This window comes from Actinomadura formosensis NBRC 14204 (assembly GCF_001552155.1).
Taxonomy (GTDB): domain Bacteria; phylum Actinomycetota; class Actinomycetes; order Streptosporangiales; family Streptosporangiaceae; genus Spirillospora; species Spirillospora formosensis.
On sequence record NZ_BCQQ01000023.1, the window covers coordinates 38,213 to 58,090 of the forward strand.

Genomic DNA, 19,878 nt, shown 5'->3' on the forward strand with positions numbered 1-19,878 from the left:
TGTGGGGAACCGCGGGTGTGCCTACTCGGCGGCGGGTGCCTCGGCGGTCTCGCCGGCGTCCTCGCGCTTGGCGCGCAGCGCCTCGGCGAGCTGGGCCGCCTGCGTCGGCAGGGCGTTGAACAGCGCGGCGGCGTTCGCCATCGAGCCCTTCATCGCACCGGCCAGCTTCGCGAGGAGCACCTCGCGCGACTCGAGGTCCGCGAGCTTGGCGACCTCGGCCGCGTCCATCGACTGACCGTCGATGAACCCGCCCTTGATCACCAGCATCGGGTTCGCCTTGGCGAAGTCACGCAGGCCCTTGGCTGCCTCGACCACGTCGCCGCGCACGAACGCGATGGCCGACGGGCCTTCGAGCAGGTCACGGAACTGCTCGTCGATACCGGCCTCGTTCGCCGCGCGCTTGGTCAGCGTGTTCTTCACCACGCGGAACCGCGCGTTCTCGCCGAGGTTGTCGCGCAGTTCCTTGACCTGCGCGACGGTCAGCCCGCGGTACTCGGTCAGCACGGCGCCGCTGGAGCTCTCGAACTCGCTCTTGAGCTCGGCGATCGCCGTGTCCTTGTGGGCCTTGGCCATAGCCCTCCTTCCGATTACCTGGGTGGTCCGATCCGCGTCCGTCCTCCCGAGGGGACAGGACGCCGATCCACCAAAAAACGCCCCGGCGCAGGCGCACGGGGCGTCCAGGCACGGCGCGGAGGCCATGCGGGGAAGCTCTCGTCTCACCTACGCAGGCCGCCCGAACGGAGTCGGGTCCTTCGGTCACCTCATGGAGGTGACGACCGGCGGTCTTCGGCATGGAACAGGATACGCGTGTCCTCGATCAGGGCCAAATCGGGGGGACGGCGGAGGGACCGCGGCCCGTGCGGGCCGCGGTCCCCCGGTGGTTCGGTGACTCGGTGGTTCGGTGGTTCGCCGTGCGGGTCAGGCGCCGGCGCCGGGAAGCCCGCCACCGCCGAGCCCGCTCATGAGCTGGCCGAAGTCGGTGACCTGGCTCGCCGGAGGCTCGACGATCTGCACCGGCTTGCCGTAGTCCCGGTACTTCATCGTCATGGTCATCGCGCCCTGGGACGTCTGGTTCGACTTCATCGTCATCTTGCGCGGCAGCTGCTGCCCGTCCACCCACAGGTCGAAGTGCATGTTCTGCATCCCGGTCGTGGCGAGGCTCTTGCGGTAGGCCTCCTGCATCTCCGGAGAGAGCTTCGCTATCGCGTCCTCCATCTGGTAGGTGCCGGTGTAGTGGGTCGTCTCGACGCCGTCCACCGACTCCTTGCCGACCTCACGCACGTCCTTGGACGCCGTCAGCATCTTCGTGTTCTGGATCGGGTCCATCTGGCGCGACTGCTGCAGCAGCTCGTCGATGTTCATGCCGGACTTCTTGCCCAGCTCGTCCAGCGAGATCTTGATCCACGGCTTCGCGCTGGAGCCGCCGCCGAGCGCGCTCAACATCGCCATCTTCATGTACATGTTCCGGCCGACGAGCCGCTGCTCCATGCCGCCCATCGACTTGCCCCCGACCGTCATCTGGGCGAAGTTCATGCTGTAGGCGAGGTCGGGCTTCGTCCGGTACTGCATGGTGCCGTTCATCGACACGTCGCCCTCGGCCGAGCCCGCCATCTGCAGCGACATGTCGGCCTTGAACGCGTCGGTCTGGCCGGTCTTCTCCGCGGCCTTGCCGAGCACCTGCGCGGCCGTCAGCTTGATGTTCTTGCCGGCCTCGTCCACCTTGCTGCCGGCGTCCCCGAGACAGCCGGTCAGCGAGAGGGCGAGGCCGGTGGCCAGCGCCGTGCCGGCGGCGAAACGACGGATCATCGTGGGGGTTCTCCTTGGTCTGCTTGGTCGCCCGGGCGCACGGGCCGAACGGTAGATCAGACGCGGGAGACACCGTCGCGGTTCACCCGGCCCCGCGTGAGGCCCTCGATCAGTTCCCGCCCGGGAAGGACCCGATCGACAGCTTCCCCACCTGGTCGGACGGCGGCGGGTTCACGCGGAACGACTTACCGTAGTCGCTGTACAGGACGGTCACCGTGCCGTTCTCGCCCCGCACGCCGGTCGCCTTCGAGACGAGCTTGCGCGGCAGATTGTCGCCGTCCGTCCACAGATCGAAGTTGATCTTGCCGTTGGCGCGGTCCTTCGGCAGCCACCTGCCGACCTTCTCGCGCGCCTGCGGGTCGAGCCGCCGCAGCGCGTCGTCGACGGTCACCGTCCCGGCGTAGTGCGTCGTCTTCACACCGTCGATCGTCTCGGTGCCGACCCGGCGTGCGTCCTTGGAGCCGGTGAACATCTTCGTCTGCTCGGCCGGATCCACCTTCTGCACCTGGTCGACCAGGCTCCGCACGTCGAACCCGGTCCGCTGCGCGACCTGGTTCACGTCGATCCTCACCCACGGCTTGCCGTCGCTGACGAACCGGGCGAGCTGCGGGACCTTCGCGTACAGGACGTCGCCGGTGTAGATCGCCTGCCCCTTGGCACCCGGCACGCTCTGCCCGTTGTGGCTGAACTCGTCCAGCCTCGCGGTGAACGTCAGCTCCGGACGCAGCCGGAACTGCCCGGTGGCGTGGACCTTCCCGGCGCCGTTCCCGGTGCCGGTCACGGTCAGGTCGGCCTTGAACGTGTCGGCCTGCCCCGTCTTCTGCGACGTCTTCAGCAGCGCCTCACCGGCGCTGAGCTTCATGTTGTCCGTGTTCGCCGACCCGTCCCCGTTGCATCCGGACAGGACGAGCGCGGCCCCCACGGCGGTGCCGCCGGCCGCCACCACGAGTCGTCGGTTCATGAGAGTCGAGCCTCCCTTGTCGTCCTTCTGGTGTTCCCAGTGTCCCGGGATGGCAACAGCTCGACATCCCCCGGTGGTACGAACGACTCTCCAAACGGTACGACCAACGGCGTAGCCCGCGACCGGCCCTACGGCAGGGCACGGAACGCGCGAGAAGGCCGCGTCAGCGGTAGGAGCCGAAGGCCATCGACCCGTTGAAGGACGCGCCGGGCCCCTGCGCGTTCAGCACGATCGACGTCGGGCGGGCCCTGCTGTCGGCCCACAGGTCGAGCCCGCAGCCGGTGCCGTCCGGTACCAGGGGGCGGAACCGGGCCGCCGTCTCCTGCGGAAGCAGCGCGTACACGCTGCCCATCAGCGCCTGCGCCGTGAAGTTCGTCCGGCCGGACGCGTCCGGCTCGCTCGCGGTCATCCCGGGCAGCGTCCCGATCATGAAGGTGAACTGCCGGGGGTCGGACTCGTTCTGCAGCCTGCCCAGCTGCGCCGCGGTGAGCGTGGACGTCGTCCACTTCGTCCCGTCGTAGCCCCTGAGCGTGTTCCCGCTCACGATCACCTTCTTGGTGACCTTGCTCAGCTCGCCGTTCTGCATCGTCTGCGTGACACCGGTCGCGCTCATCGCGAACTTCGGCCACAGGGTGAACGAGGCCGTCTCCGTGGCGTGCTGATAGTCGCCGCCCGACCCGATCGTCACCTTCATGTCCGTCTTGCGGGTGAAGGAGTGCAGGCTGGGGCCGGGCTGAGGCGGGGCCGTGGGCAGCCCGTGCGCGCCACCGCCGTTCCCCGTGCCGGGGGCGCCCGAGCCGGGGCCGTTGCCGGGGCCCGCGCCCGGTGCCGTGGACGCGCCCGGGGAGACCGTCCCGGACGCCGTCCCGTTCGGGTTCGTCCGGTCCCGCTGGGCCATGGCCGCGGCCGGCGGCATCGACCCGGCGTCCTTGGCGGAATCACCGCCGACCTTGACCACCATCAGGATCACCGTGGGCACGACGGCCACCGCGGTCACGGCGGAAATGGCGATGGCCCGGTCGGTTCGACGCTTCACGACGGCAATTCAACACCAGGTTCCCCGCGGGTAACAAAACAATCGTGCGACGAATTGTCCGGTTGCGGACGCGACCCGATGTATCCACCCGGTAGAACGCGGAAACGCGACAGGGCGCCCCCGGGTGGGGACGCCCTGTCGTGACGGTCGCCGCTACCGGCGAGCCGATGCGATCAAGCGGTTTCGAACTCCGCGGTCAGGTTGCGGACCGCGTTCGGGTCCACCGGGATGCTCGGGCCCATCGAGGTCGTCAGGGACGCCTTCTTGACGTACCGGCCCTTCGCCGCGGACGGCTTGAGCCGCTGGATCTCCTCGATCGCCGCCGCGTAGTTCTCCACCAGCCGGCGCTCGTCGAAGGACGCCTTGCCGATGATGAAGTGCAGGTTCGCGTGCCGGTCGACCCGGAACTCGATCTTGCCGCCCTTGATGTCGGACACGGCCTTCGCCACGTCCATGGTGACCGTGCCGGTCTTCGGGTTCGGCATCAGGCCGCGCGGGCCCAGCACCCGGCCGAGCCGTCCGACCTTGCCCATCTGGTCCGGCGTGGCGACCACCGCGTCGAAGTCCAGGAAACCGCCCTGGATCCGCTCGATCAGGTCGTCGGAGCCGACCAGGTCGGCGCCCGCCGACTCCGCCTCCTGCGCCTTCGCGCCGACCGCGAAGACCAGCACGCGGGCGGTCTTACCGGTGCCGTGCGGCAGGTTGACGGTGCCGCGCACCATCTGGTCGGCCTTGCGCGGGTCGACGCCCAGCCGCAGCGCGACCTCGACGGTCGCGTCGAACTTGGTGACCGCGGTCTCCTTGGCCAGCTTCACGGCCTCGGCCGGGCTGTACAGCCGCTCCCGGTCGATCTTCTCCGCGGCGGCGCGGTAGCCCTTGCTGCGCTTCATGCTCGTTCCTCCAATGGAACTCGTGGTACGGGCCGGCGCCGGCCCTCCCACCGGGTGACTTACTTGACGTCGATCCCCATCGACCGCGCGGTGCCGGCGACGATCTTCTCGGCGGCGTCCAGGTCCTTGGCGTTGAGGTCGGGCATCTTGGTCGTGGCGATCTCGCGGATCTGGTCACGGGTGACCGAGCCGACCTTGGTCTTGTGCGGCTCGCCGCTGCCCTTCTCCACGCCCGCGGCCTTCAGGATGAGCTGCGCGGCCGGCGGGGTCTTGGTGACGAAGGTGAACGACCGGTCCTCGTAGATGGTGATCTCTACGGGGATGACGTTGCCGCGCTGGGACTCCGTGGCAGCGTTGTACTGCTTGCAGAAGTCCATGATGTTGACGCCGTGCGGACCGAGCGCGGTACCGACCGGCGGCGCCGGAGTGGCCGCACCGGCCTGGAGCTGGACCTTCACCAACGCGGCGATTTTCTTCTTCTTGGGAGGCATGCCTCTCCCTCTGTGTTCCGTTTCGCTGTGGTCCCGACTCCCGGACACCGGGCAACACGGCGGGCGGAACTAGACCGCCGCGTTGGGACCTTGGTCGACCCCGCAGCCCCGCGTGCGCGGGGAGCACAGCCGCACCTTTACGAGGGCGGCCACGTTTCTGGGGGGTCATCCCCGCGGGAGCGGGGCCGATGGGTGCCCGTCCCGCCGGAGACCGGAGGGCGGGAACCCGAACCCGTCCCCGCTGACGCGAGGACGGCCTGTCAAGGATACGGCCTGACCGGAGCGGGCAGGACCGGGCGTCGAGACCGTGTCGGATCTCGGAGACCCGGGCAGATCCCGGAGGCGGTCAGATCTTGGAGACCTGGTTGAAGGACAGCTCGACCGGCGTCTCCCTGCCAAAGATCGAGACCAGGACCTTGAGCTTCTGCTGCTCGGCGTTGATCTCGTTGACGGTGGCGGGGAGGGTGGCGAACGGGCCGTCCATGACGGTGACGGACTCGCCGACCTCGTAGTCCACGGTGGCCGGGGCCTTCGCCTGCTCCTTGGCGGTCTTGGCGACGCCCTCCTCGGGCGCGGGGGCCAGCAGGCTGGCGACCTCGTCCAGGCTCAGCGGGGACGGCTTGTTCAGCAGGCCGACGAACCCGGTGACGCCCGGCGTGTTGCGGACGGCGGCCCACGACTCGTCGGTCAGCTCCATGCGGACGAGGATGTAGCCCGGCAGGACCTTCTCGTTGACCTTCTGGCGCTTGCCGCCCTTGATCTCGGTCACCTCGTGCTGCGGGACCTCGATCTGGAAGATGTAGTCCTCCATGTTGAGGGTCTGCGTCCGGGTCTCGATGTTGGTCTTGACCCGGTTCTCGTAGCCCGCGTACGAGTGGACGACGTACCAGTCGCCCGGCTGGAGCCGGAGCTGCATCTTGAAGTCGGCGTACGGGTCGGCCGGCGGCTCGGGCGTGGCCTCCTCGCCCTCGCCTTCGACGGCCTCCGCCAGCTCGGCGGCGCCTTCGGCGGCGTCCGGCGCGGGACCCTCGCCTTCGAGCTTCGTGTCCGCGGATTCGGCGTCGCCGGCGGACACGGCCGCCTCGGCCGTCTCCTCGGCGGGCTCCGCCGCCTGGTCTGCCGCAGCAGCCGCAGCGGACTGGGCCTCGTCAACGGCCTCGTCGTAGGGCTGTGAGGGCTCGGACACGGCGACTCTTTCTCTCGGTCTTCGGTGATGGACTTGCAAGGTTACGGCGGGTCTACCGGGTACACGGCCCCGGCCGCGCGACGTCAGCCGAAGATGGCGTAGACGCCCTTCTGCAGCCCGTAGTCGAAACCGGAGACGACCGCGACCATGATCAACACGAACACGAGCGAGACGGTCGTGTAGGTGACGAGCTCCCGCCGCGTGGGCCAGATGACCTTGCGCAGCTCAGCGATGACCTGGCGCACGAAAAGCGAAGGCGACGTCCGCCCGGAAGGGGACTTCTTCCTGCTCTTGCCCTCGTCCTTGGCCTCGGGCTCTTCGCGAGTCTCAGTCGCCATTTGCCGCCGTTCACCTCATAGGTCGTGATCCAACCACCCTGTGGTTGCCGCGCGGTTCCGTACCGCGGAGCGTCACGGCGCCGCCGTGACGCGGCCGGAACGGGTGCGCGCACCGCACCTCGCAGGGCAGGAGGGACTCGAACCCCCAACCGCCGGTTTTGGAGACCGGAGCTCTACCAATTGAGCCACTGCCCTTCGTTCTCCGGCTACGGAGAACACCCGGCCATGGGACCGGGATGGTGCCGGGTCCCAGCTTACGGCCTCATGTCGATGCCCGCGTGCGGACAGGCTCGTATGGCGGGGACACGCCACTTGGAGGGTGAGTCTACGTGGCCGAGGGCCCCGCGTCGAACCGATACCCGGAGATCGTCCTCCGGGCGGCGGCGAATCCCGTCCGACCAGCCCGGATATATGGCTCGGGTCATGGACCGGCGTCTGTAACGATAGAGCCATGAGCACTGACCGTCCTCGCATCTCCAAGCGCATCGCCGCGATATCCGAGTCCGCCACGCTGGCCGTCGACGCCAAGGCCAAGGCGCTGAAGGCGGCGGGCCGCCCGGTCATCGGGTTCGGGGCGGGCGAACCCGACTTCCCGACACCGGACTACATCGTCGAGGCCGCGGTGACCGCCTGCAGGGTGCCGCGCTTCCACAAGTACACGCCGGCGGGCGGGCTGCCCGAGTTGCGCGCCGCCATCGCCGAGAAGACCGAACGCGACTCCGGGTACAAGGTCGAGGCCAATCAGGTCCTCGTGACCAACGGCGGCAAGCAGGCGGTGTACGAGGCGTTCGCGGCGCTGCTGGACCCGGGCGACGAGGTGCTCGTCCCGACCCCGTACTGGACGACCTACCCCGAGTCGATCAAGCTGGCGGGCGGCGTGCCCGTGGACGTCGTCGCCGACGAGACCACCGGCTACCGGGTGAGCGTCGAGCAGCTGGAGGCGGCCCGCACGGACCGGACGAAGGTGCTGCTGTTCGTATCGCCGTCCAACCCGACCGGGGCCGTGTACTCGCGGGACGAGATCGAGGCCATCGGACGCTGGGCGGACGAGCACGGCCTCTGGGTCGTCACCGACGAGATCTATGAGCACCTCGTGTACGGCGACACCGAGTTCCACTCGATGCCGGTGGTGGTGCCGGAGCTGGCCGACCGGACGATCGTCCTGAACGGCGTCGCGAAGACGTACGCGATGACGGGCTGGCGCGTGGGCTGGCTGATCGGCCCGGCGGACGTGGTCAAGGCCGCGCAGAACCTCCAGTCGCACGCGACGTCCAATGTGGCGAACGTGTCCCAGGCCGCCGCGCTCGCCGCGGTGACCGGTGACCTGTCGGCGGTGGCGGAGATGCGGGCGGCGTTCGACCGGCGCCGCAAGACGATGGTGCGGATGCTGAACGAGATCCCGGGCGTGGTCTGCCCCGAACCGGAGGGCGCGTTCTACGCCTACCCGTCGGTGAAGGCGCTGCTGGGCAAGGAGCTGCGCGGCAAGCGTCCGGAGACGTCGGTGGAGCTGGCGTCGCTGATCCTGGAGGAGGCGGAGGTCGCGCTGGTGCCGGGTGAGGCGTTCGGCACGCCGGGCTACTTCCGTCTCTCCTACGCGCTGGGCGACGATGACCTGGTCGAGGGCGTCTCGCGGGTCGCGAAGCTGCTCTCCGAGGCGAGCTGACCCCGCCGACGTACGAACCGGCCCCGGGCGCACGCTGCCCGGGGCCGGTTTCTTTTCCCGTGGTCTCCCCTCAGGGGCGCACGCCCTCGGCGATGCGCATGAGCTGGTCCTTGGGCGCTCCCTTGGCGGTGACGGTGACACCGACCCCGGGCCGCGCCAGCCACGAGATCTGGCGCGCCGAGTCGGGACGGTCGGCGGTCAGCGCGGGCGCCCCCCGCACGGACGTACGGCCTGGGACGCCCGTCGTCTTCATGAGGTCGGCGGGGCCGGTGAGCCCGCCGCTCTTCACCAGAGCGATCTCCACCCAGCCGGTCTTGCCGCGCCACTGGCAGGTCGTGGTCTTGCGGCCGGCGTCCTCGGTCACGGCGCAGGGGCCGGTGGAGGCAAGAGCGTCCGGGATGTAGGTGATCCAGCGCGGCAGCCGTCCGGTCACGTCGCCCACGCCGGGCCTGTCCGGTCCCGTCCCCCCGCCGGAGGAGGGACGCGTGGCCGGCCTCGGCGAGGCACCCGCCTCGGTCCTCCCCTTGGACGGCGAGGACACCGGGACATCGGGGGCGGGAGACCGCTCCGGTGGCCGGTGCGCCGAGACGGTGTTCGTGGGACGTGGCGTCTCGGCGTTCCCGGCCGGCGTGGCCTGGAACGACTGGTAGGTGGGCACGAGGGCGAGCGCGGCGACCGATGCGGCCGCGACGCCCGCGGCGGCGCGGATCCGGGCCGCCCGGCGGCGGTGCCGCCGCTTGACGTCCGCGGCGAGCGAGGGGGACGCGGTCGCCGCGGCCACCTGCTCGGCCATGGCCTTCCGCAGTTCACTCTCCAGGTCCATCGCTCATCTCCCCAGTGGCGCCAGGTTCGTGTCGAGGCGCTCCCGGAGCCTGGCGAGCCCCCGGGACGCCTGGCTCTTGACCGTTCCGACCGAACAGCCGAGCGCCTGCGCCGTCTCCGCCTCCGAGAGGTCCTCCCAGAACCTCAGGACCAGTACCGCACGCTGCCGCGGGCCGAGCTTGCGCAGCTCGTCCATGAGCGTCCCCCTCAGCTCGACGGCGTGGTTCGGTGAGGCGGCCGGTGTCTCCGGGAGTCGCGCCATATGAATCTCCCGGAGCACCTTCCACCGGCGGGCGCGGCTGATGATGAGGTTGACCAGGATCCGGCGGACGTACGGTTCCGGATCGCTGCCCGCCTCCAGCCGCCCCCAATGGCGGTAAGCCTTCTCAAGCGCGGTCTGCAGGATGTCCTCGGCGTCCTGCCGGGCCCCGCACATCAACGACGCGGTGCGCAGCAGGGCATCGCCGCGTGCCGCCACGAACTCCACGAACGACTCGTCGTCTCGACGCCCCACTGTGCTCCGTCCCGGCTAGTGCGGTTCCGGTCGATGTCACCGAGAGCAGGCGGCCCCCGCGCCAGGGCCGCCCGCTCGCGCCTGTGGTGTTACCGCGCCTGCCCCAGCGCGGTCGCCACGTCCCGCAGCCCGCCGGCGAGGACGGGGCTGCCGTTGACGAACAGCGAGTAGCCGTTCGGGTCGAACAGCAGCACCCCGTTGCCGTTCGGGGCCCGCCAGCCGGCGAAGCCCGCCACGGTGACCGGGCTGCCGCCCTCGGGCAGCCGCAGCGCCTGCCGGAGCTGATTCTGGGTCATGCCGGCGGGCGTCTTCAGCGTTTCGACGGTGAGCCACTGGCCGGCCTTGCCGGTCCACTTCTGCGTGATCGCGCAGATCTTCCGCTTGCGCAGCTCGGCGGAGCCCGAGGCGGCCGAGGTGTAGCGCAGGCCCTTCGGCAGCATGACGGTCTTCTCGACCGTTCCGCCGACCTTGACCGCCGGCATCAGCTTGCTGCAGTCGAGCTTCGGGACGGCGGGCAGGCCGGGCTTGGCGGGGACGGCCGCGGACGGCCTCGGCGCCGGGGCGTCGGTCGGCAGGCCCGGGGCGGTCGGCGCGCAGGCCGGCAGGTGCGCGGGGAGCTGGCCCTTGACGTCCGGGCTCTTGACGCCGGGGGCGTCGACACCCGGGACCTTGGCGCCCGGCACGTCGGTCTCGGGCAGTTCGGTCTTCGGCAGGTTCTTCGTGACCGGGTTCTGCTTGAGGTGCTGCTCGACCTGCTTCTTCACGCCGGTCTTGGGGATGTCGGCCTTGGGCAGGCCGGTCGCGGGGAGCTTGCCCTCGGGCAGGCCGGGCTTCGCCGGGATGCAGGTCGGGAGCGTCTTCGGCGCGGTGTGCCGCAGCTCGCTGGTCGCGGCGGGAGCCTTGGCGCCGTTCGACTGGAGGCCGGCCTCGTGGTGGGTGCCCGTCATCGCCCAGGTCGCGCCGCCGCCGACGGCGACGGTTCCGACGGCGGACGCGGCGATCAAAGCGGCCTTCAGCGTGATCATGGTGTGTGTCCCTTTCTGCCCGGGTCGTTCTCGCGGGGGGTGCCCGTTTCTCTCTGGCGCCCCTCGTATACGCACGGTGCGGACAGGGGGTTGCACGCGGTTCCAAAGTTTTTTCTGAGGTGCCCATGGGCGGATGGCCGCCGCGTGTCATGCGGGGTAGTCCGGTGTGGTGATCTCGCGGGGACAGGGGTTCGAGACGCCCGCGGATCCGGCAACATTGGCACATGGAGGCCCGTACCGTTTCAGCCCGTCCGGCCCAGGACCACTCCATGCCGGACCACCGGGAGCCCGCCCCCGCCCCGCGCGGCTCCGCCCGCCCGGACGTGGCCAAGCTCCCGAAGGCGCATCTGCACCTGCACTTCACCGGATCGATGCGGCATTCGACGCTCGTGGAACTCGCCGGCGTGCACGGCGTCCACCTGCCGGACGCCCTCGTCGAGGACTGGCCGCCCCGGCTGCACGCGACCGACGAGCGCGGCTGGTTCCGGTTCCAGCGCCTGTACGACATCGCGCGTTCGGTGCTGCAGACGCCGGACGACCTGCGCCGCCTGCTGCGCGAGACGGCCGAGGACGAGGCGGCGGAGGGCTCGGGCTGGCTGGAGATCCAGGTCGATCCGAGCGGCTACATGGCGAAGTTCGGCGGGCTGACCCCGACCGTGGAGCTGATCCTGGACGCGGCGCGGGAGGCGGCGGAGGCGGCCGGCGTCGGCATCGGCGTGGTGATCGCGGCGAACCGGACCCGGCATCCGCTGGACGCCAAGACGCTCGCGCGGGTGGCCGTCCGGTACGCGGGCCGGGGCGTGGTCGGGTTCGGGCTGTCGAACGACGAGCGGCGGGGCCGGGCCTACGACTTCGAGGGGGCGTTCCGGATCGCCAAGCGCGGCGGGCTGCTGTCGAGCCCGCACGGCGGTGAGCTGCTCGGCCCGGCGAGCGTCCGGGAGTGCCTGGACATGCTGGCCGCCGACCGGATCGGGCACGGTGTCCGCGCCGTGGAGGACCCGCGGCTGCTGGCGCGGATCGTCGAGCGGGGCGTGACGCTGGAGGTGTGCCCGGCGTCGAACGTGGGTCTCGGGGTGGCGGCGACGGCATCGGAGGTTCCGGTGCGGCGGCTGTACGAGGAGGGCGCGTCGATCGCGCTGGGCGCGGACGATCCGCTGCTGTTCGGGTCGCGGCTGGCCCGCCAGTACGAGCTGGTCCGCACCGAGCACGGGTTCTCCGACGTGGAGCTGGCGGAGCTGGCCCGGCAGTCGATCAGGGCGTCGGCCGCCCCCGATGACGTGCGGAAGCGGCTGCTGGCCGGGGTGGACGCCTGGCTCGCGGGCTAGGCGGCGGACGCGGCCGAGCCCGCTCGCTTCCGCGTCCCGTCAGGCGGTGATCCCTTCGACCAGCAGGAGGGCGCCGAAGACGGCGAATCCCGTGGCGGCACCGTACTTGATGACGCGCTCGGGGAGTTTCCGGCCGAGCATCTGGCCGGCGGCGATGGCGAGCGCGTCGGCGGCGACCATGCCGATCGTCGAACCGGCCCACACACCGGCCAGCGCCAGGAGCCCGCCGTGGTCGGCGGCGAGGGTGACGGTGGCGAGCATGGTCTTGTCGCCCAGTTCGGCCAGGAAGAACGCGCCGCCGACGGCGAGGATCGCCGAGCCCTTGGCGCGGCGGGCCTTCGCGCGTTCGTCCTCGTCCAGTTCGTCGCCGCGGAGCGTCCACAGCGCGAAGCCGAGGAACGCGAGCCCGGCGAGGATCGAGATCGGGCCGGTGGGGAGCGCGGCGCCGAGCGCCGCGCCGAGGGCGACGCTCGCCAGGTGGACGAGCGCGGTCGCGGCCGTGATGCCGATCAGCACCTGCGCGGCGCGGAAACGGGTGGCGAAGGTCATGGCCATGAGCTGGCTCTTGTCGCCCAGCTCGGCAACGAAGATCACGGCCAGGCTGATGAGGAAGGCGGACACCGGTTCCCTCTCGCTCGGACGCCGGGCGAAGGGCGGGGGTCGAGCACACGCGACCTCGGCCCGGCATGGACTGCCAGGCCGAGGGTCTCGTCCGCCGCGGTGCGCACCGGGCCCGCGTGACCGGGCGCCACCGGCGGCGCCAGTATGTCGATCACGCGATTGGGACTACTCCCCCTCGACGTTTCCGACCCTACCGGATCAGAGCGCGACCCCGACGAGGACGGGCTCGTTGACCAGTTCGACCCCGAACGCGTCGCGGACGCCGGCGCGGACCTCGCGGGCCAGCGCGAGCAGGTCGGCGGTGCTGGCGCCGCCGGGGTTGGTGAGGGCGAGGGTGTGCTTGGTGGAGATGCGGGCGGGGCCGAGAACGTGGCCCTTGGCGAATCCGGCGCGGTCGATGAGCCAGGCGGCGGACGTCTTGACCCGGTCGCCGGTCTCCGGGTAGCGCGGGAACGTCGCGTCCGGGCCGAGGCGCTCGGCGACGCGGCGCTGGAGTTCGGCGAGCTGCTCGGGGTCGAGGACGGGGTTGGTGAAGAACGATCCGGCGCTGCGGGTGTCGGGGTCGGCGGCGTCCAGGACCATGCCCTTGCCGCGCCGCAGTTCGAGGACGGCGTCGCGGGCCTCTTTCAGCGTGACCCGCTCCCCCGGCCGTACGCCCAGTTTGCGCGCCAGTTCGGCGTAGGCGATGGGCTGCGACTCCTCGGCCTCGTGGAGCGCGTACGTCACGTCCAGGACGACGTACCGGTCGTTGCCCTTGAAGACGCTGTGCCGGTAGGTGAAGCGGCAGGCGGCGCGGTCGAGCGTGACGACGGCCCGGGACTCCCGGTCGTAGGCGCGGACCTCGATGATCGTCTCGCTGACGTCCTGCCCGTAGGCGCCGACGTTCTGGATCGGGGTGGCGCCGACGCGGCCGGGGATGCCGGACAGGCATTCGACGCCGGCGAGACCGTCGGCGACGCAGCGGGCGACGAACGGGTCCCAGTCCTCGCCGGCCTGGGCGCGGACGTGGACGGTGCCGCCCTCGGCGGCGGTGCGTTCGGTGCCGCGGGTGCCGATGTGCACGACGGTGCCGGGGAAGCCGTCGTCGGACACGACCAGGTTGCTGCCGCCGCCGAGCACGAGGACGGGTTCGCCTTCGTCGTCGGCCGCGCGGATCGCGGCGACGAGTTCGGCCTCGGTCGTCGCCTCGACGAACCGCCGGGCGGGGCCGCCCAGCCGCAGTGTGGTGTATCCGGCCAGGTTCACCTCTTCGGCGATCACCGCCACGTCGTCTTCCCTCCCGTACGTGCCCGGCCCCCATGGCGGCATCGGCCGGGACGGCCCCGGCCGATGCGTCGCTCCCGTTCAGGCGAGCTTGACGACCGCCTTCGCGCGCGTGAGGACCTTCTGGTCGTTGGACCTGGCGGTGAGCGCCACGACGACCTTGCCGTCGTCGAGCTTCTCCTCCACCTTGCCGCTGATCTCCAGTGTCGCGCCGCCCTCGTCGGGGACGACGACCGGAGAGGAGAACCGTACCCCGTAGTCCACGACGGCGCCGGGGTCGCCCGCCCAGTCGGTGACGAACCGGCCGCCCTGCGCCATCGTGTACATGCCGTGCGCGATGACGTCGGGGAGGCCGACGGCCTTGGCGACGGACTCGCGCCAGTGGATCGGGTTGAAGTCGCCGGACGCGCCCGCGTACATGACGAGGTCGGCGCGGTCGATCGCGTAGGTCTGCGCGGGGATCTCGGTGCCGACCTCGACGTCGGCGTAGTTCACCTTGGCGGTCATCAGGCACCCCGCTCCACGATCACGTTGTAGGACTTGCAGACCAGTTCGCCCTCGGTCGTCTTGACGTCGGTCTCGATGACCATCTTCTCGTTGTTGCCGATCGACCTGATCTCGGTGATCGTCGCGGTGCAGGTGACGACGTCGCCGGCGCGCAGCGGGCGGGTGTACTCGAAGCGCTGCTCACCGTGCACGACCATCGCGTAGTTCAGCCCGAGTTCGGGGTCGGCGAGACCGGCGTTGCCGAGCGAGACGACGATCGGGAAGGTGGGCGGCGCGATGACGTCGGGGTACCCGGCCGCCTTGGCCGCCTCCTGGTCGCGGTAGATCGGGTTGTGGTCGCCGATCGCGTCCGCGAACTCGCGGATCTTCACCCGGCTGACCTCGTACGGTTCGCTGGGCGGGAAGCTCCGCCCGATGAAATCACGGTTGAGTGCCATGCATTCCGTCCCTCTAGGTCGAACGGGGCATCCATGCCCGGGCGCCCCCTGAGCACATCCTGTCCCGTCTTCGCTCGGACGGTAACAGAACGACGTTCAGCCCGCCCTCGCGGGTCTCAGTGGCGAGGACGGGCTGATCATGTCAGGGCAAGCGTGCGAAGAAGCAGCCGCTGCGGGGCCTGGAGCGACCCGGCTCAACTGGCGGGTTTCCCGGTGCGGACGGTGCGTCCGGCCCGGTGCGGACGGTGGGTCCTGGCCCCGTGCCTTGAACACAGCGGGCAGTACTCCTCCGTCCGGGCCTCAGCTAGCGGGTTTCCCGGTGCGGACGGTGCGTCCTGCAGTTGGGGCAGTACTTCTTGATCTCAAGGCGGTCCGGGTCGTTGCGCCGGTTCTTCCGCGTGATGTAGTTGCGGTGCTTGCACTCCTGGCAGGCCAGCGTGATCTTCGGCCGGACGTCGGTGGCAGCCACGATGGAGTGCCTTTCTGGGTAAGGGACATGGAACTTCGGGCCGCGGCCGCCCTGGCGGGCGGCCGGCGATTCGACCCAGCCTGCTCACCTCCGGGACGGAGGTGAGAGACATGGGTAGTAGCGAGGGCCGGACTTGAACCGGCGACACAGCGATTATGAGCCGCTTGCTCTGCCTGACTGAGCTACCCCGCCGTGATGGTCGGTGTGACCGGATTACAAGGATACCGGATGCTCACCGAACCCTGGAAACGCGACAACCCGGATCGAGATCGGGGCTTCGGCTTCGCGGGCTCCACCGGACCGTCTCCGGGACATCGGGCGCGCCGATGAGCCGTGAAACGTCCTGCTGGAACCGGTGGGACGGTACCACAGGCCCCGCTATGGAGCGAATCAACTCGTTCCCGGCTCCTCGGCTCCGGCGCAGGAACCGCGGGGACGACGAAGGCCGCCGTCCGGTGATGCCGGAGGGCGGCCCGTGTGTCGTGAGCCCCTTTACGGAATCGAACCGTAGACCTTCTCCTTACCATGGAGACGCTCTGCCGACTGAGCTAAAGGGGCTTGCGTCGTTCGCGCAGTAAAACCATACACGGCCCGAGGGCATGGCGCGAACTGCATAAGGCTCTTCGGAGTCCGGGTGCGGCGCCCGCCGGAATGCCCCGCCCGGCGGCCGTCAGAAACGTACGAAGACCGCGGTGGCGTCGTCGAACCGCTTGCCTCTCGGCCGGCCGGCCGCCGACGCCTCCACGGCCCGGGTGCGCCTGACGAGTTCCCGCGGGCCTTCCTCGTCGAGGAGGCGGAGCAGGTCGTCCCAGCCCATGTGCTCGAACCGCTCCACGAGCCGGGACGCGCCGTCGCTCAGCACCGCCGCGCGTGTGAGGCCCTCGACCGGCACCTCGCCGGTCAGCCCCTCGTACGCGGCCTCCGGTTTCGTGCTCGCCACCCAGAACCCGCCGGGGCTGTTCCGCGACCTCCGCACGCCTTCGAGGGTGTAGCTGGGCAGATGGTCGACCCGGTCGTCCCGGAACACCCTGATCTCGCCGGCGTCCATCACGATCGGGGAGTCGGCGAGGACGTACCACTCCACCGCCCCGTCGCGGCGGCGCAGCAGCGACACCGTCGCCGACGGGCTGTCCGGATTCTCCAGATCGCATGTCCCCGCGTGCGCCTCGCCCGTCACCTTGATGGCCTCGGCGACCAGGTCGGGCAGCGGCCGGCCCTCCTCCAGCGCGAGCAGCGCCGCGATCCGGCCGCCCAGTCTCCGCACCAGCCATGCCGGGTCGTGCCGGCACCCGCTGTCCACCCCCGGCGGGGCCGTCGCCCCGTCCAGCAGCACGACCCATCCGGGCCCGGCCGCCACGAAGTCCTCGTTCTCCCGTCCCGGCGTCGCCTCGCTCACATAACTCACCTGCACGGATGCAGGTCTACACGGTGGACGGCCCGCCCGGGGCCGGTAGACCGAACCCGCAAATGGGGCACGCCGGGCCATCGCCCTGCTGTATCGGCCTCAGTCCTCGACGTCGACGCCGAAGCCGCTCGCCAGCTCGGCCAGGCCGAAGTCGTGGCCCTGCCCGACCACGCGGAGCCGCCACCTCGGGCCGCGCCGGTAGATCTCGGCGAGCAGCATCGTCCGCTCGCTCGTCCCGGCGTCGAGGGTCGCCTGCGCGACCGCCCGCTCGCCGTCGTCCGGTCCGATCCCGAGTTCGACCGGGCCGAGTTCACCGAACGTCACTCTGCCGTCGATCGCGGCCGCGACGGTCACCTTCCGGACGGCTTCGGGCAGCGCGGCCAGATCGATGGCGATCGCCTGCTCGGTGGGGCCGTCGGCGGCGAGGCGCACCGCCCCGTCCGGGGATTCGGCGGCGCCGTAGAACACGAAGTCCTCGTCGCAGGACACCTGGTCGTCCTCGTCGAGCGCGAAGGCCACCACATCCACCTCGCAGGACGCGTGCTGAACCCAGGACGCGGCGACCGTCCACCGCGTCCCGGCCGGCAGGTCGATGGCCGCACCGCGTGGCAGCACCATCGGCGACACGCGTTCCGTCTCCGCTCTTTCCGGTGCCCTGAGCCACCGTTCTTCGTGAACGGGCACTTCCAGGGCGACGACCCGTTCCATTCGCCGGTCGTTCTCGCCGCCGTCCAAGGCGACGACGTCCGTGACGCTTGCGGACAGGTTCACGGCCGCGGCACCGCCCAGCTCGACGACCCGGCTCCGCGCGGCGGACGAAGCGGGGTGGGTTCCGCCGAGGACCAGCACGCGGCGTCCTTCCAGCGGGCCGGTCCGCCCGGACGGTCTCCCGGGCGGTCTCCCGGGCGGTCTCCCGGGCGGCGGCGCCGGCTCCTTGGCCCCGTGCGGTGTTCCCGGCCGGACGTTTTCGAGGAGGGCGAGGAACGTCCGCTCGTCGACGATCGGCACACCTTCCCGGTGGGCTCGGCGTGCCTTGGCCGTTCCGGAGCCGGGGTCGTTCGTCACAAGGAGCACCGGCCGCGGCAACGGCGCGCCCGACGCGACCAGGACGAGGACGATCAGCTCGGCGGGCATCATCGCGAGCAGCGCGGCCCTGGCCGTCTTCAACACGACCGGTCCTTCAGGATCGCCACCAGCGACCGGAACACCTCGCGTTGCGCGGCGGACAACTCGTCCAGCCATCCGGTGTCCGCGCCGTGCTCGACCAGGAGCGCCGCCAGTTCCGGGGGCAGGTACGCGGCGAGATCTTCGGCGGCCCGCGCACTGGCCTCCGGCTCGGCGAGCGGACGCAGCATCTCGGCGAACCTGGCCCGCTCGGTGGGCTCGGACGCGGTGTCGACCAGCGCCGGCAGGCCCCGGTCGAGCTCGGCGAACCCCGATCCGTGCGGCAGCCCCCGCAGGACCTCCGCCATCTCCGGGGACACCGCCGAGTCGGGCCGCAGCTCCGCCTCGGCCAGCAGCGCGGCGAGCCGGGCCCGCCCCGCCTCGATCGCCTGCTGCTGCCGGGCCAGGTCCGCGTCCAGCTCGACCAGGACTTCACGCAGTTCGCGGCCCTGATCGTCGGCCAGGACGTCGCTGATCTCGGCCGGCGAAAGGCCCAGCTCGGTCAGCCTCCGTATCCGGGCGAGCAGGACCGCGTCCCGCAGCCGGTGCTCGCGGTACCCGTTCGCGCGCCGTTCCGGCTCGGGCGGCAGCCCCAGGCGGTGGTAATGCCGCACTGTCCGGGACGAGACCCCGACCAGTGCGGCGAGTTCGCCGATCCGCATGGCCCCCATTACAGACGTTGACGCAACGTCAAGGTCAACATGCGCTACACGCCCCGCCCGTCCCCCGGTCACCGTCCGTGTCCACGATCTGGAGGGACGTCTTACACGGGCCGGACGCACCATATACCACTGTCCGCGGAGAATTTCAGACAGGGAGGGCGCGCCGGTTGGCAGTCCCAGGTCGACGCGCCCGCCGCCGCCCGGCCGCAGGACTGCTGATCAGAGGTGTGAACCGGAGACGGCGGCCATCGTCCGGCTCGATTTTCGACCCGGCCAAGGTGACCACTTCCGGACAGCGATCTTTGTATCCACCGTCCGGTTTCGCCCTGTTTGATGATATTGCCGCGCGGACCGGCCGAAACCTCGGCCAGAAGTCCGATGGTTGACGTTTTCACAGGTCAGAACGTTGGACCCGGTGAGCATCCGGGGGATTTGGTCCATGACTCCGCGTAGCGGTCCGCCCCGTCGAGAGAGCCACCGGACGCTCGGCGGCACACCGCGCACCGCATCCGTCCCATGCCGCTCATCTGCGGCTTCACTCATGACAAGGGCCGATTGGTCACGTCAAGGCGTTACTGTTCCACCCGTCGCCGAGGGTTACGGCGATCACCATCGGTCGTACGTCGGGGAGTCGGTCTGTGGAACGTCGTGGTCGGCGCTCGCGCATCCTGGCGGCCGCGGCCGTCGGGCTGTCGGGCCTGGTCGGGGCGGCATTCCTCGCTTTCCACGCGTTCCGGGAGGAGCCCGCCACCGCCGGCCCGCCGATGCCGCCCGCCGCGGCGTCGGTGTCCAGCCCGGCCGTCCCCTCGACGACCCCCGCCCTGCCGCGTTCGGCGCCGCTGCGCCTGGAAGTACCGCGGATCGACGTCCGGACACCGCTGATGAAGCTGGCCCAGAACCCGGACCGGACCGTCGAGACTCCGCCGCTGAGCCGAGCCCAGGAGGCCGGCTGGTACCGGCTCGGTGCCGCGCCCGGCAGCCGGGGCGCGGCCGTGATCATCGGGCATGTGGACACGGCCGGCGGCCCCGCGGTCTTCTACCGCCTCGGCGCCCTGCGCCCGGGCGACGAGGCGAGAGTGCTCCGCGCCGACGGCCGCACCGCCGTGTTCCGGATCGACTCGGTGGAGCGCGTCGACAAGGGCCGTTTCCCGACGCGGCGGGTCTACGGCGATCCCGGCTACGCGGCGATCCGCCTGATCACCTGCGGTGGACGCTTCGACCGCGCCAGCGGCCACTACGTCGACAACGTCATCGCCTACGGGCACCTGCTGCGTACCACGGGGGCACGCTGAC

22 protein-coding genes and 3 tRNA genes are annotated in these 19,878 nt (G+C 70.8%); 3 read left to right on the forward strand and 22 right to left on the reverse strand.

Going from position 1 to position 19,878, the window contains the following annotated elements:
• Window positions 1-21: 21 nt before the first annotated feature.
• The 9 genes from rplJ to AF1_RS08660 form a co-directional block, all read right to left on the reverse strand.
• The gene (rplJ, locus tag AF1_RS08620; RefSeq protein WP_067794785.1) at window positions 22-573 is read right to left on the reverse strand and encodes a 50S ribosomal protein L10; all 552 of its coding nucleotides are present in this window, start codon (window positions 571-573) and stop codon (window positions 22-24) included.
• Window positions 574-918: 345 nt separating this feature from the next.
• The gene (locus AF1_RS08625; RefSeq protein ID WP_067794789.1) at window positions 919-1,806 is read right to left on the reverse strand and encodes an LppX_LprAFG lipoprotein; all 888 of its coding nucleotides are present in this window, start codon (window positions 1,804-1,806) and stop codon (window positions 919-921) included.
• A gap of 109 nt (window positions 1,807-1,915) precedes the next feature.
• The gene (locus AF1_RS08630) at window positions 1,916-2,767 is read right to left on the reverse strand and encodes a LolA-like protein (protein ID WP_242608697.1); all 852 of its coding nucleotides are present in this window, start codon (window positions 2,765-2,767) and stop codon (window positions 1,916-1,918) included.
• Window positions 2,768-2,930: 163 nt separating this feature from the next.
• Complete coding sequence (locus tag AF1_RS08635) at window positions 2,931-3,803, reverse strand: hypothetical protein (protein ID WP_067794795.1); 873 nt, start codon at window positions 3,801-3,803, stop codon at window positions 2,931-2,933.
• A 173-nt stretch (window positions 3,804-3,976) separates the two neighbouring features.
• Complete coding sequence (gene rplA / locus AF1_RS08640) at window positions 3,977-4,693, reverse strand: 50S ribosomal protein L1 (protein ID WP_067794798.1); 717 nt, start codon at window positions 4,691-4,693, stop codon at window positions 3,977-3,979.
• 59 nt (window positions 4,694-4,752) lie between these two features.
• Window positions 4,753-5,184, reverse strand: a complete 432-nt coding sequence (rplK, locus tag AF1_RS08645; RefSeq protein WP_067794801.1) for a 50S ribosomal protein L11 — start codon at window positions 5,182-5,184, stop codon at window positions 4,753-4,755.
• 346 nt (window positions 5,185-5,530) lie between these two features.
• Window positions 5,531-6,370, reverse strand: coding sequence for a transcription termination/antitermination protein NusG (gene nusG / locus AF1_RS08650; protein WP_084262623.1), 840 nt, complete (start codon window positions 6,368-6,370; stop codon window positions 5,531-5,533).
• 83 nt (window positions 6,371-6,453) lie between these two features.
• Entirely contained in the window at window positions 6,454-6,708 is a 255-nt protein-coding gene (gene secE, locus AF1_RS08655; protein ID WP_067794807.1) for a preprotein translocase subunit SecE, read from the reverse strand.
• Window positions 6,709-6,830: 122 nt separating this feature from the next.
• A tRNA-Trp gene (locus AF1_RS08660) sits at window positions 6,831-6,903 on the reverse strand.
• Window positions 6,904-7,159: 256 nt separating this feature from the next.
• Between AF1_RS08660 and AF1_RS08665 the strand changes: the two genes are divergently transcribed.
• A complete protein-coding gene (locus AF1_RS08665; RefSeq protein ID WP_067794810.1) occupies window positions 7,160-8,371 on the forward strand; it encodes a pyridoxal phosphate-dependent aminotransferase in 1,212 nt (403 codons plus the stop codon).
• A 70-nt stretch (window positions 8,372-8,441) separates the two neighbouring features.
• Here the strand turns inward: AF1_RS08665 and AF1_RS08670 are convergent, their stop codons facing one another.
• The 3 genes from AF1_RS08670 to AF1_RS08680 form a co-directional block, all read right to left on the reverse strand.
• On the reverse strand, window positions 8,442-9,194 hold the full coding sequence (locus tag AF1_RS08670) for a hypothetical protein (protein WP_067794811.1): 753 nt from the start codon (window positions 9,192-9,194) through the stop codon (window positions 8,442-8,444).
• A 3-nt stretch (window positions 9,195-9,197) separates the two neighbouring features.
• Window positions 9,198-9,707 carry a SigE family RNA polymerase sigma factor gene (locus AF1_RS08675; protein ID WP_067794814.1) on the reverse strand — a complete coding sequence of 170 codons (510 nt, stop codon included), beginning with the start codon at window positions 9,705-9,707 and terminating at the stop codon, window positions 9,198-9,200.
• Between the two features lie 89 nt (window positions 9,708-9,796).
• Window positions 9,797-10,732, reverse strand: a complete 936-nt coding sequence (locus AF1_RS08680) for a hypothetical protein (RefSeq protein WP_067794817.1) — start codon at window positions 10,730-10,732, stop codon at window positions 9,797-9,799.
• A 269-nt stretch (window positions 10,733-11,001) separates the two neighbouring features.
• Between AF1_RS08680 and AF1_RS08685 the strand changes: the two genes are divergently transcribed.
• Window positions 11,002-12,057, forward strand: coding sequence for an adenosine deaminase (locus AF1_RS08685; protein WP_067794819.1), 1,056 nt, complete (start codon window positions 11,002-11,004; stop codon window positions 12,055-12,057).
• Window positions 12,058-12,096: 39 nt separating this feature from the next.
• On the opposite strand, the gene AF1_RS08690 is transcribed toward AF1_RS08685, so the two are convergent.
• The 10 genes from AF1_RS08690 to AF1_RS08735 form a co-directional block, all read right to left on the reverse strand.
• Window positions 12,097-12,678, reverse strand: coding sequence for a TMEM165/GDT1 family protein (locus tag AF1_RS08690; RefSeq protein ID WP_067794823.1), 582 nt, complete (start codon window positions 12,676-12,678; stop codon window positions 12,097-12,099).
• Window positions 12,679-12,876: 198 nt separating this feature from the next.
• Window positions 12,877-13,944 (reverse strand): UDP-N-acetylmuramate dehydrogenase, encoded by a 1,068-nt coding sequence (locus tag AF1_RS08695; protein WP_067794826.1) that lies wholly within the window; start codon window positions 13,942-13,944, stop codon window positions 12,877-12,879.
• Window positions 13,945-14,022: 78 nt separating this feature from the next.
• A complete protein-coding gene (locus AF1_RS08700; RefSeq protein ID WP_067794828.1) occupies window positions 14,023-14,448 on the reverse strand; it encodes a MaoC family dehydratase in 426 nt (141 codons plus the stop codon).
• A complete protein-coding gene (locus AF1_RS08705) occupies window positions 14,448-14,885 on the reverse strand; it encodes a MaoC family dehydratase N-terminal domain-containing protein (protein WP_067794831.1) in 438 nt (145 codons plus the stop codon). The genes AF1_RS08700 and AF1_RS08705 overlap by 1 nt, the downstream gene beginning before the upstream one ends.
• 304 nt (window positions 14,886-15,189) lie before the next feature.
• Window positions 15,190-15,354, reverse strand: a complete 165-nt coding sequence (gene rpmG, locus AF1_RS08710) for a 50S ribosomal protein L33 (protein WP_026404241.1) — start codon at window positions 15,352-15,354, stop codon at window positions 15,190-15,192.
• 118 nt (window positions 15,355-15,472) lie between these two features.
• Window positions 15,473-15,546: transfer RNA gene (locus AF1_RS08715), tRNA-Met, on the reverse strand.
• Window positions 15,547-15,839: 293 nt separating this feature from the next.
• Window positions 15,840-15,912 (reverse strand) — tRNA-Thr (locus tag AF1_RS08720).
• A gap of 112 nt (window positions 15,913-16,024) precedes the next feature.
• Complete coding sequence (locus AF1_RS08725; protein ID WP_242608696.1) at window positions 16,025-16,750, reverse strand: protein phosphatase 2C domain-containing protein; 726 nt, start codon at window positions 16,748-16,750, stop codon at window positions 16,025-16,027.
• A 108-nt stretch (window positions 16,751-16,858) separates the two neighbouring features.
• Window positions 16,859-17,929, reverse strand: a complete 1,071-nt coding sequence (locus AF1_RS08730; RefSeq protein ID WP_067794837.1) for a TerD family protein — start codon at window positions 17,927-17,929, stop codon at window positions 16,859-16,861.
• Complete coding sequence (locus tag AF1_RS08735) at window positions 17,923-18,585, reverse strand: MerR family transcriptional regulator (protein ID WP_067794862.1); 663 nt, start codon at window positions 18,583-18,585, stop codon at window positions 17,923-17,925. Before AF1_RS08735 ends, AF1_RS08730 begins: the two co-directional genes overlap by 7 nt.
• Before the next feature lie 638 nt (window positions 18,586-19,223).
• Between AF1_RS08735 and AF1_RS08740 the strand changes: the two genes are divergently transcribed.
• Window positions 19,224-19,877: a class F sortase gene (locus AF1_RS08740; RefSeq protein WP_067794840.1), complete on the forward strand. Its 654-nt coding sequence runs from the start codon at window positions 19,224-19,226 to the stop codon at window positions 19,875-19,877.
• Window position 19,878: the final 1 nt, after the last annotated feature.

Excerpts from the sequence above, each read along its gene's own strand:
- secE (WP_067794807.1), bottom strand. The coding sequence starts at position 6,708 with ATGGCGACTGAGACTCGCGAAGAGCCCGAGGCCAAGGACGAGGGCAAG.
- AF1_RS08685 (WP_067794819.1), top strand. The coding sequence starts at position 11,002 with ATGCCGGACCACCGGGAGCCCGCCCCCGCCCCGCGCGGCTCCGCCCGC.
- AF1_RS08700 (WP_067794828.1), bottom strand. The coding sequence starts at position 14,448 with ATGACCGCCAAGGTGAACTACGCCGACGTCGAGGTCGGCACCGAGATC.
- AF1_RS08625 (WP_067794789.1), bottom strand. The coding sequence starts at position 1,806 with ATGATCCGTCGTTTCGCCGCCGGCACGGCGCTGGCCACCGGCCTCGCC.
- rplJ (WP_067794785.1), bottom strand. The coding sequence starts at position 573 with ATGGCCAAGGCCCACAAGGACACGGCGATCGCCGAGCTCAAGAGCGAG.
- AF1_RS08670 (WP_067794811.1), bottom strand. The coding sequence starts at position 9,194 with ATGGACCTGGAGAGTGAACTGCGGAAGGCCATGGCCGAGCAGGTGGCC.
- rplK (WP_067794801.1), bottom strand. The coding sequence starts at position 5,184 with ATGCCTCCCAAGAAGAAGAAAATCGCCGCGTTGGTGAAGGTCCAGCTC.
- AF1_RS08680 (WP_067794817.1), bottom strand. The coding sequence starts at position 10,732 with ATGATCACGCTGAAGGCCGCTTTGATCGCCGCGTCCGCCGTCGGAACC.
- rplA (WP_067794798.1), bottom strand. The coding sequence starts at position 4,693 with ATGAAGCGCAGCAAGGGCTACCGCGCCGCCGCGGAGAAGATCGACCGG.
- AF1_RS08630 (WP_242608697.1), bottom strand. The coding sequence starts at position 2,767 with ATGAACCGACGACTCGTGGTGGCGGCCGGCGGCACCGCCGTGGGGGCC.
- AF1_RS08705 (WP_067794831.1), bottom strand. The coding sequence starts at position 14,885 with ATGGCACTCAACCGTGATTTCATCGGGCGGAGCTTCCCGCCCAGCGAA.
- AF1_RS08665 (WP_067794810.1), top strand. The coding sequence starts at position 7,160 with ATGAGCACTGACCGTCCTCGCATCTCCAAGCGCATCGCCGCGATATCC.
- AF1_RS08735 (WP_067794862.1), bottom strand. The coding sequence starts at position 18,585 with ATGCGGATCGGCGAACTCGCCGCACTGGTCGGGGTCTCGTCCCGGACA.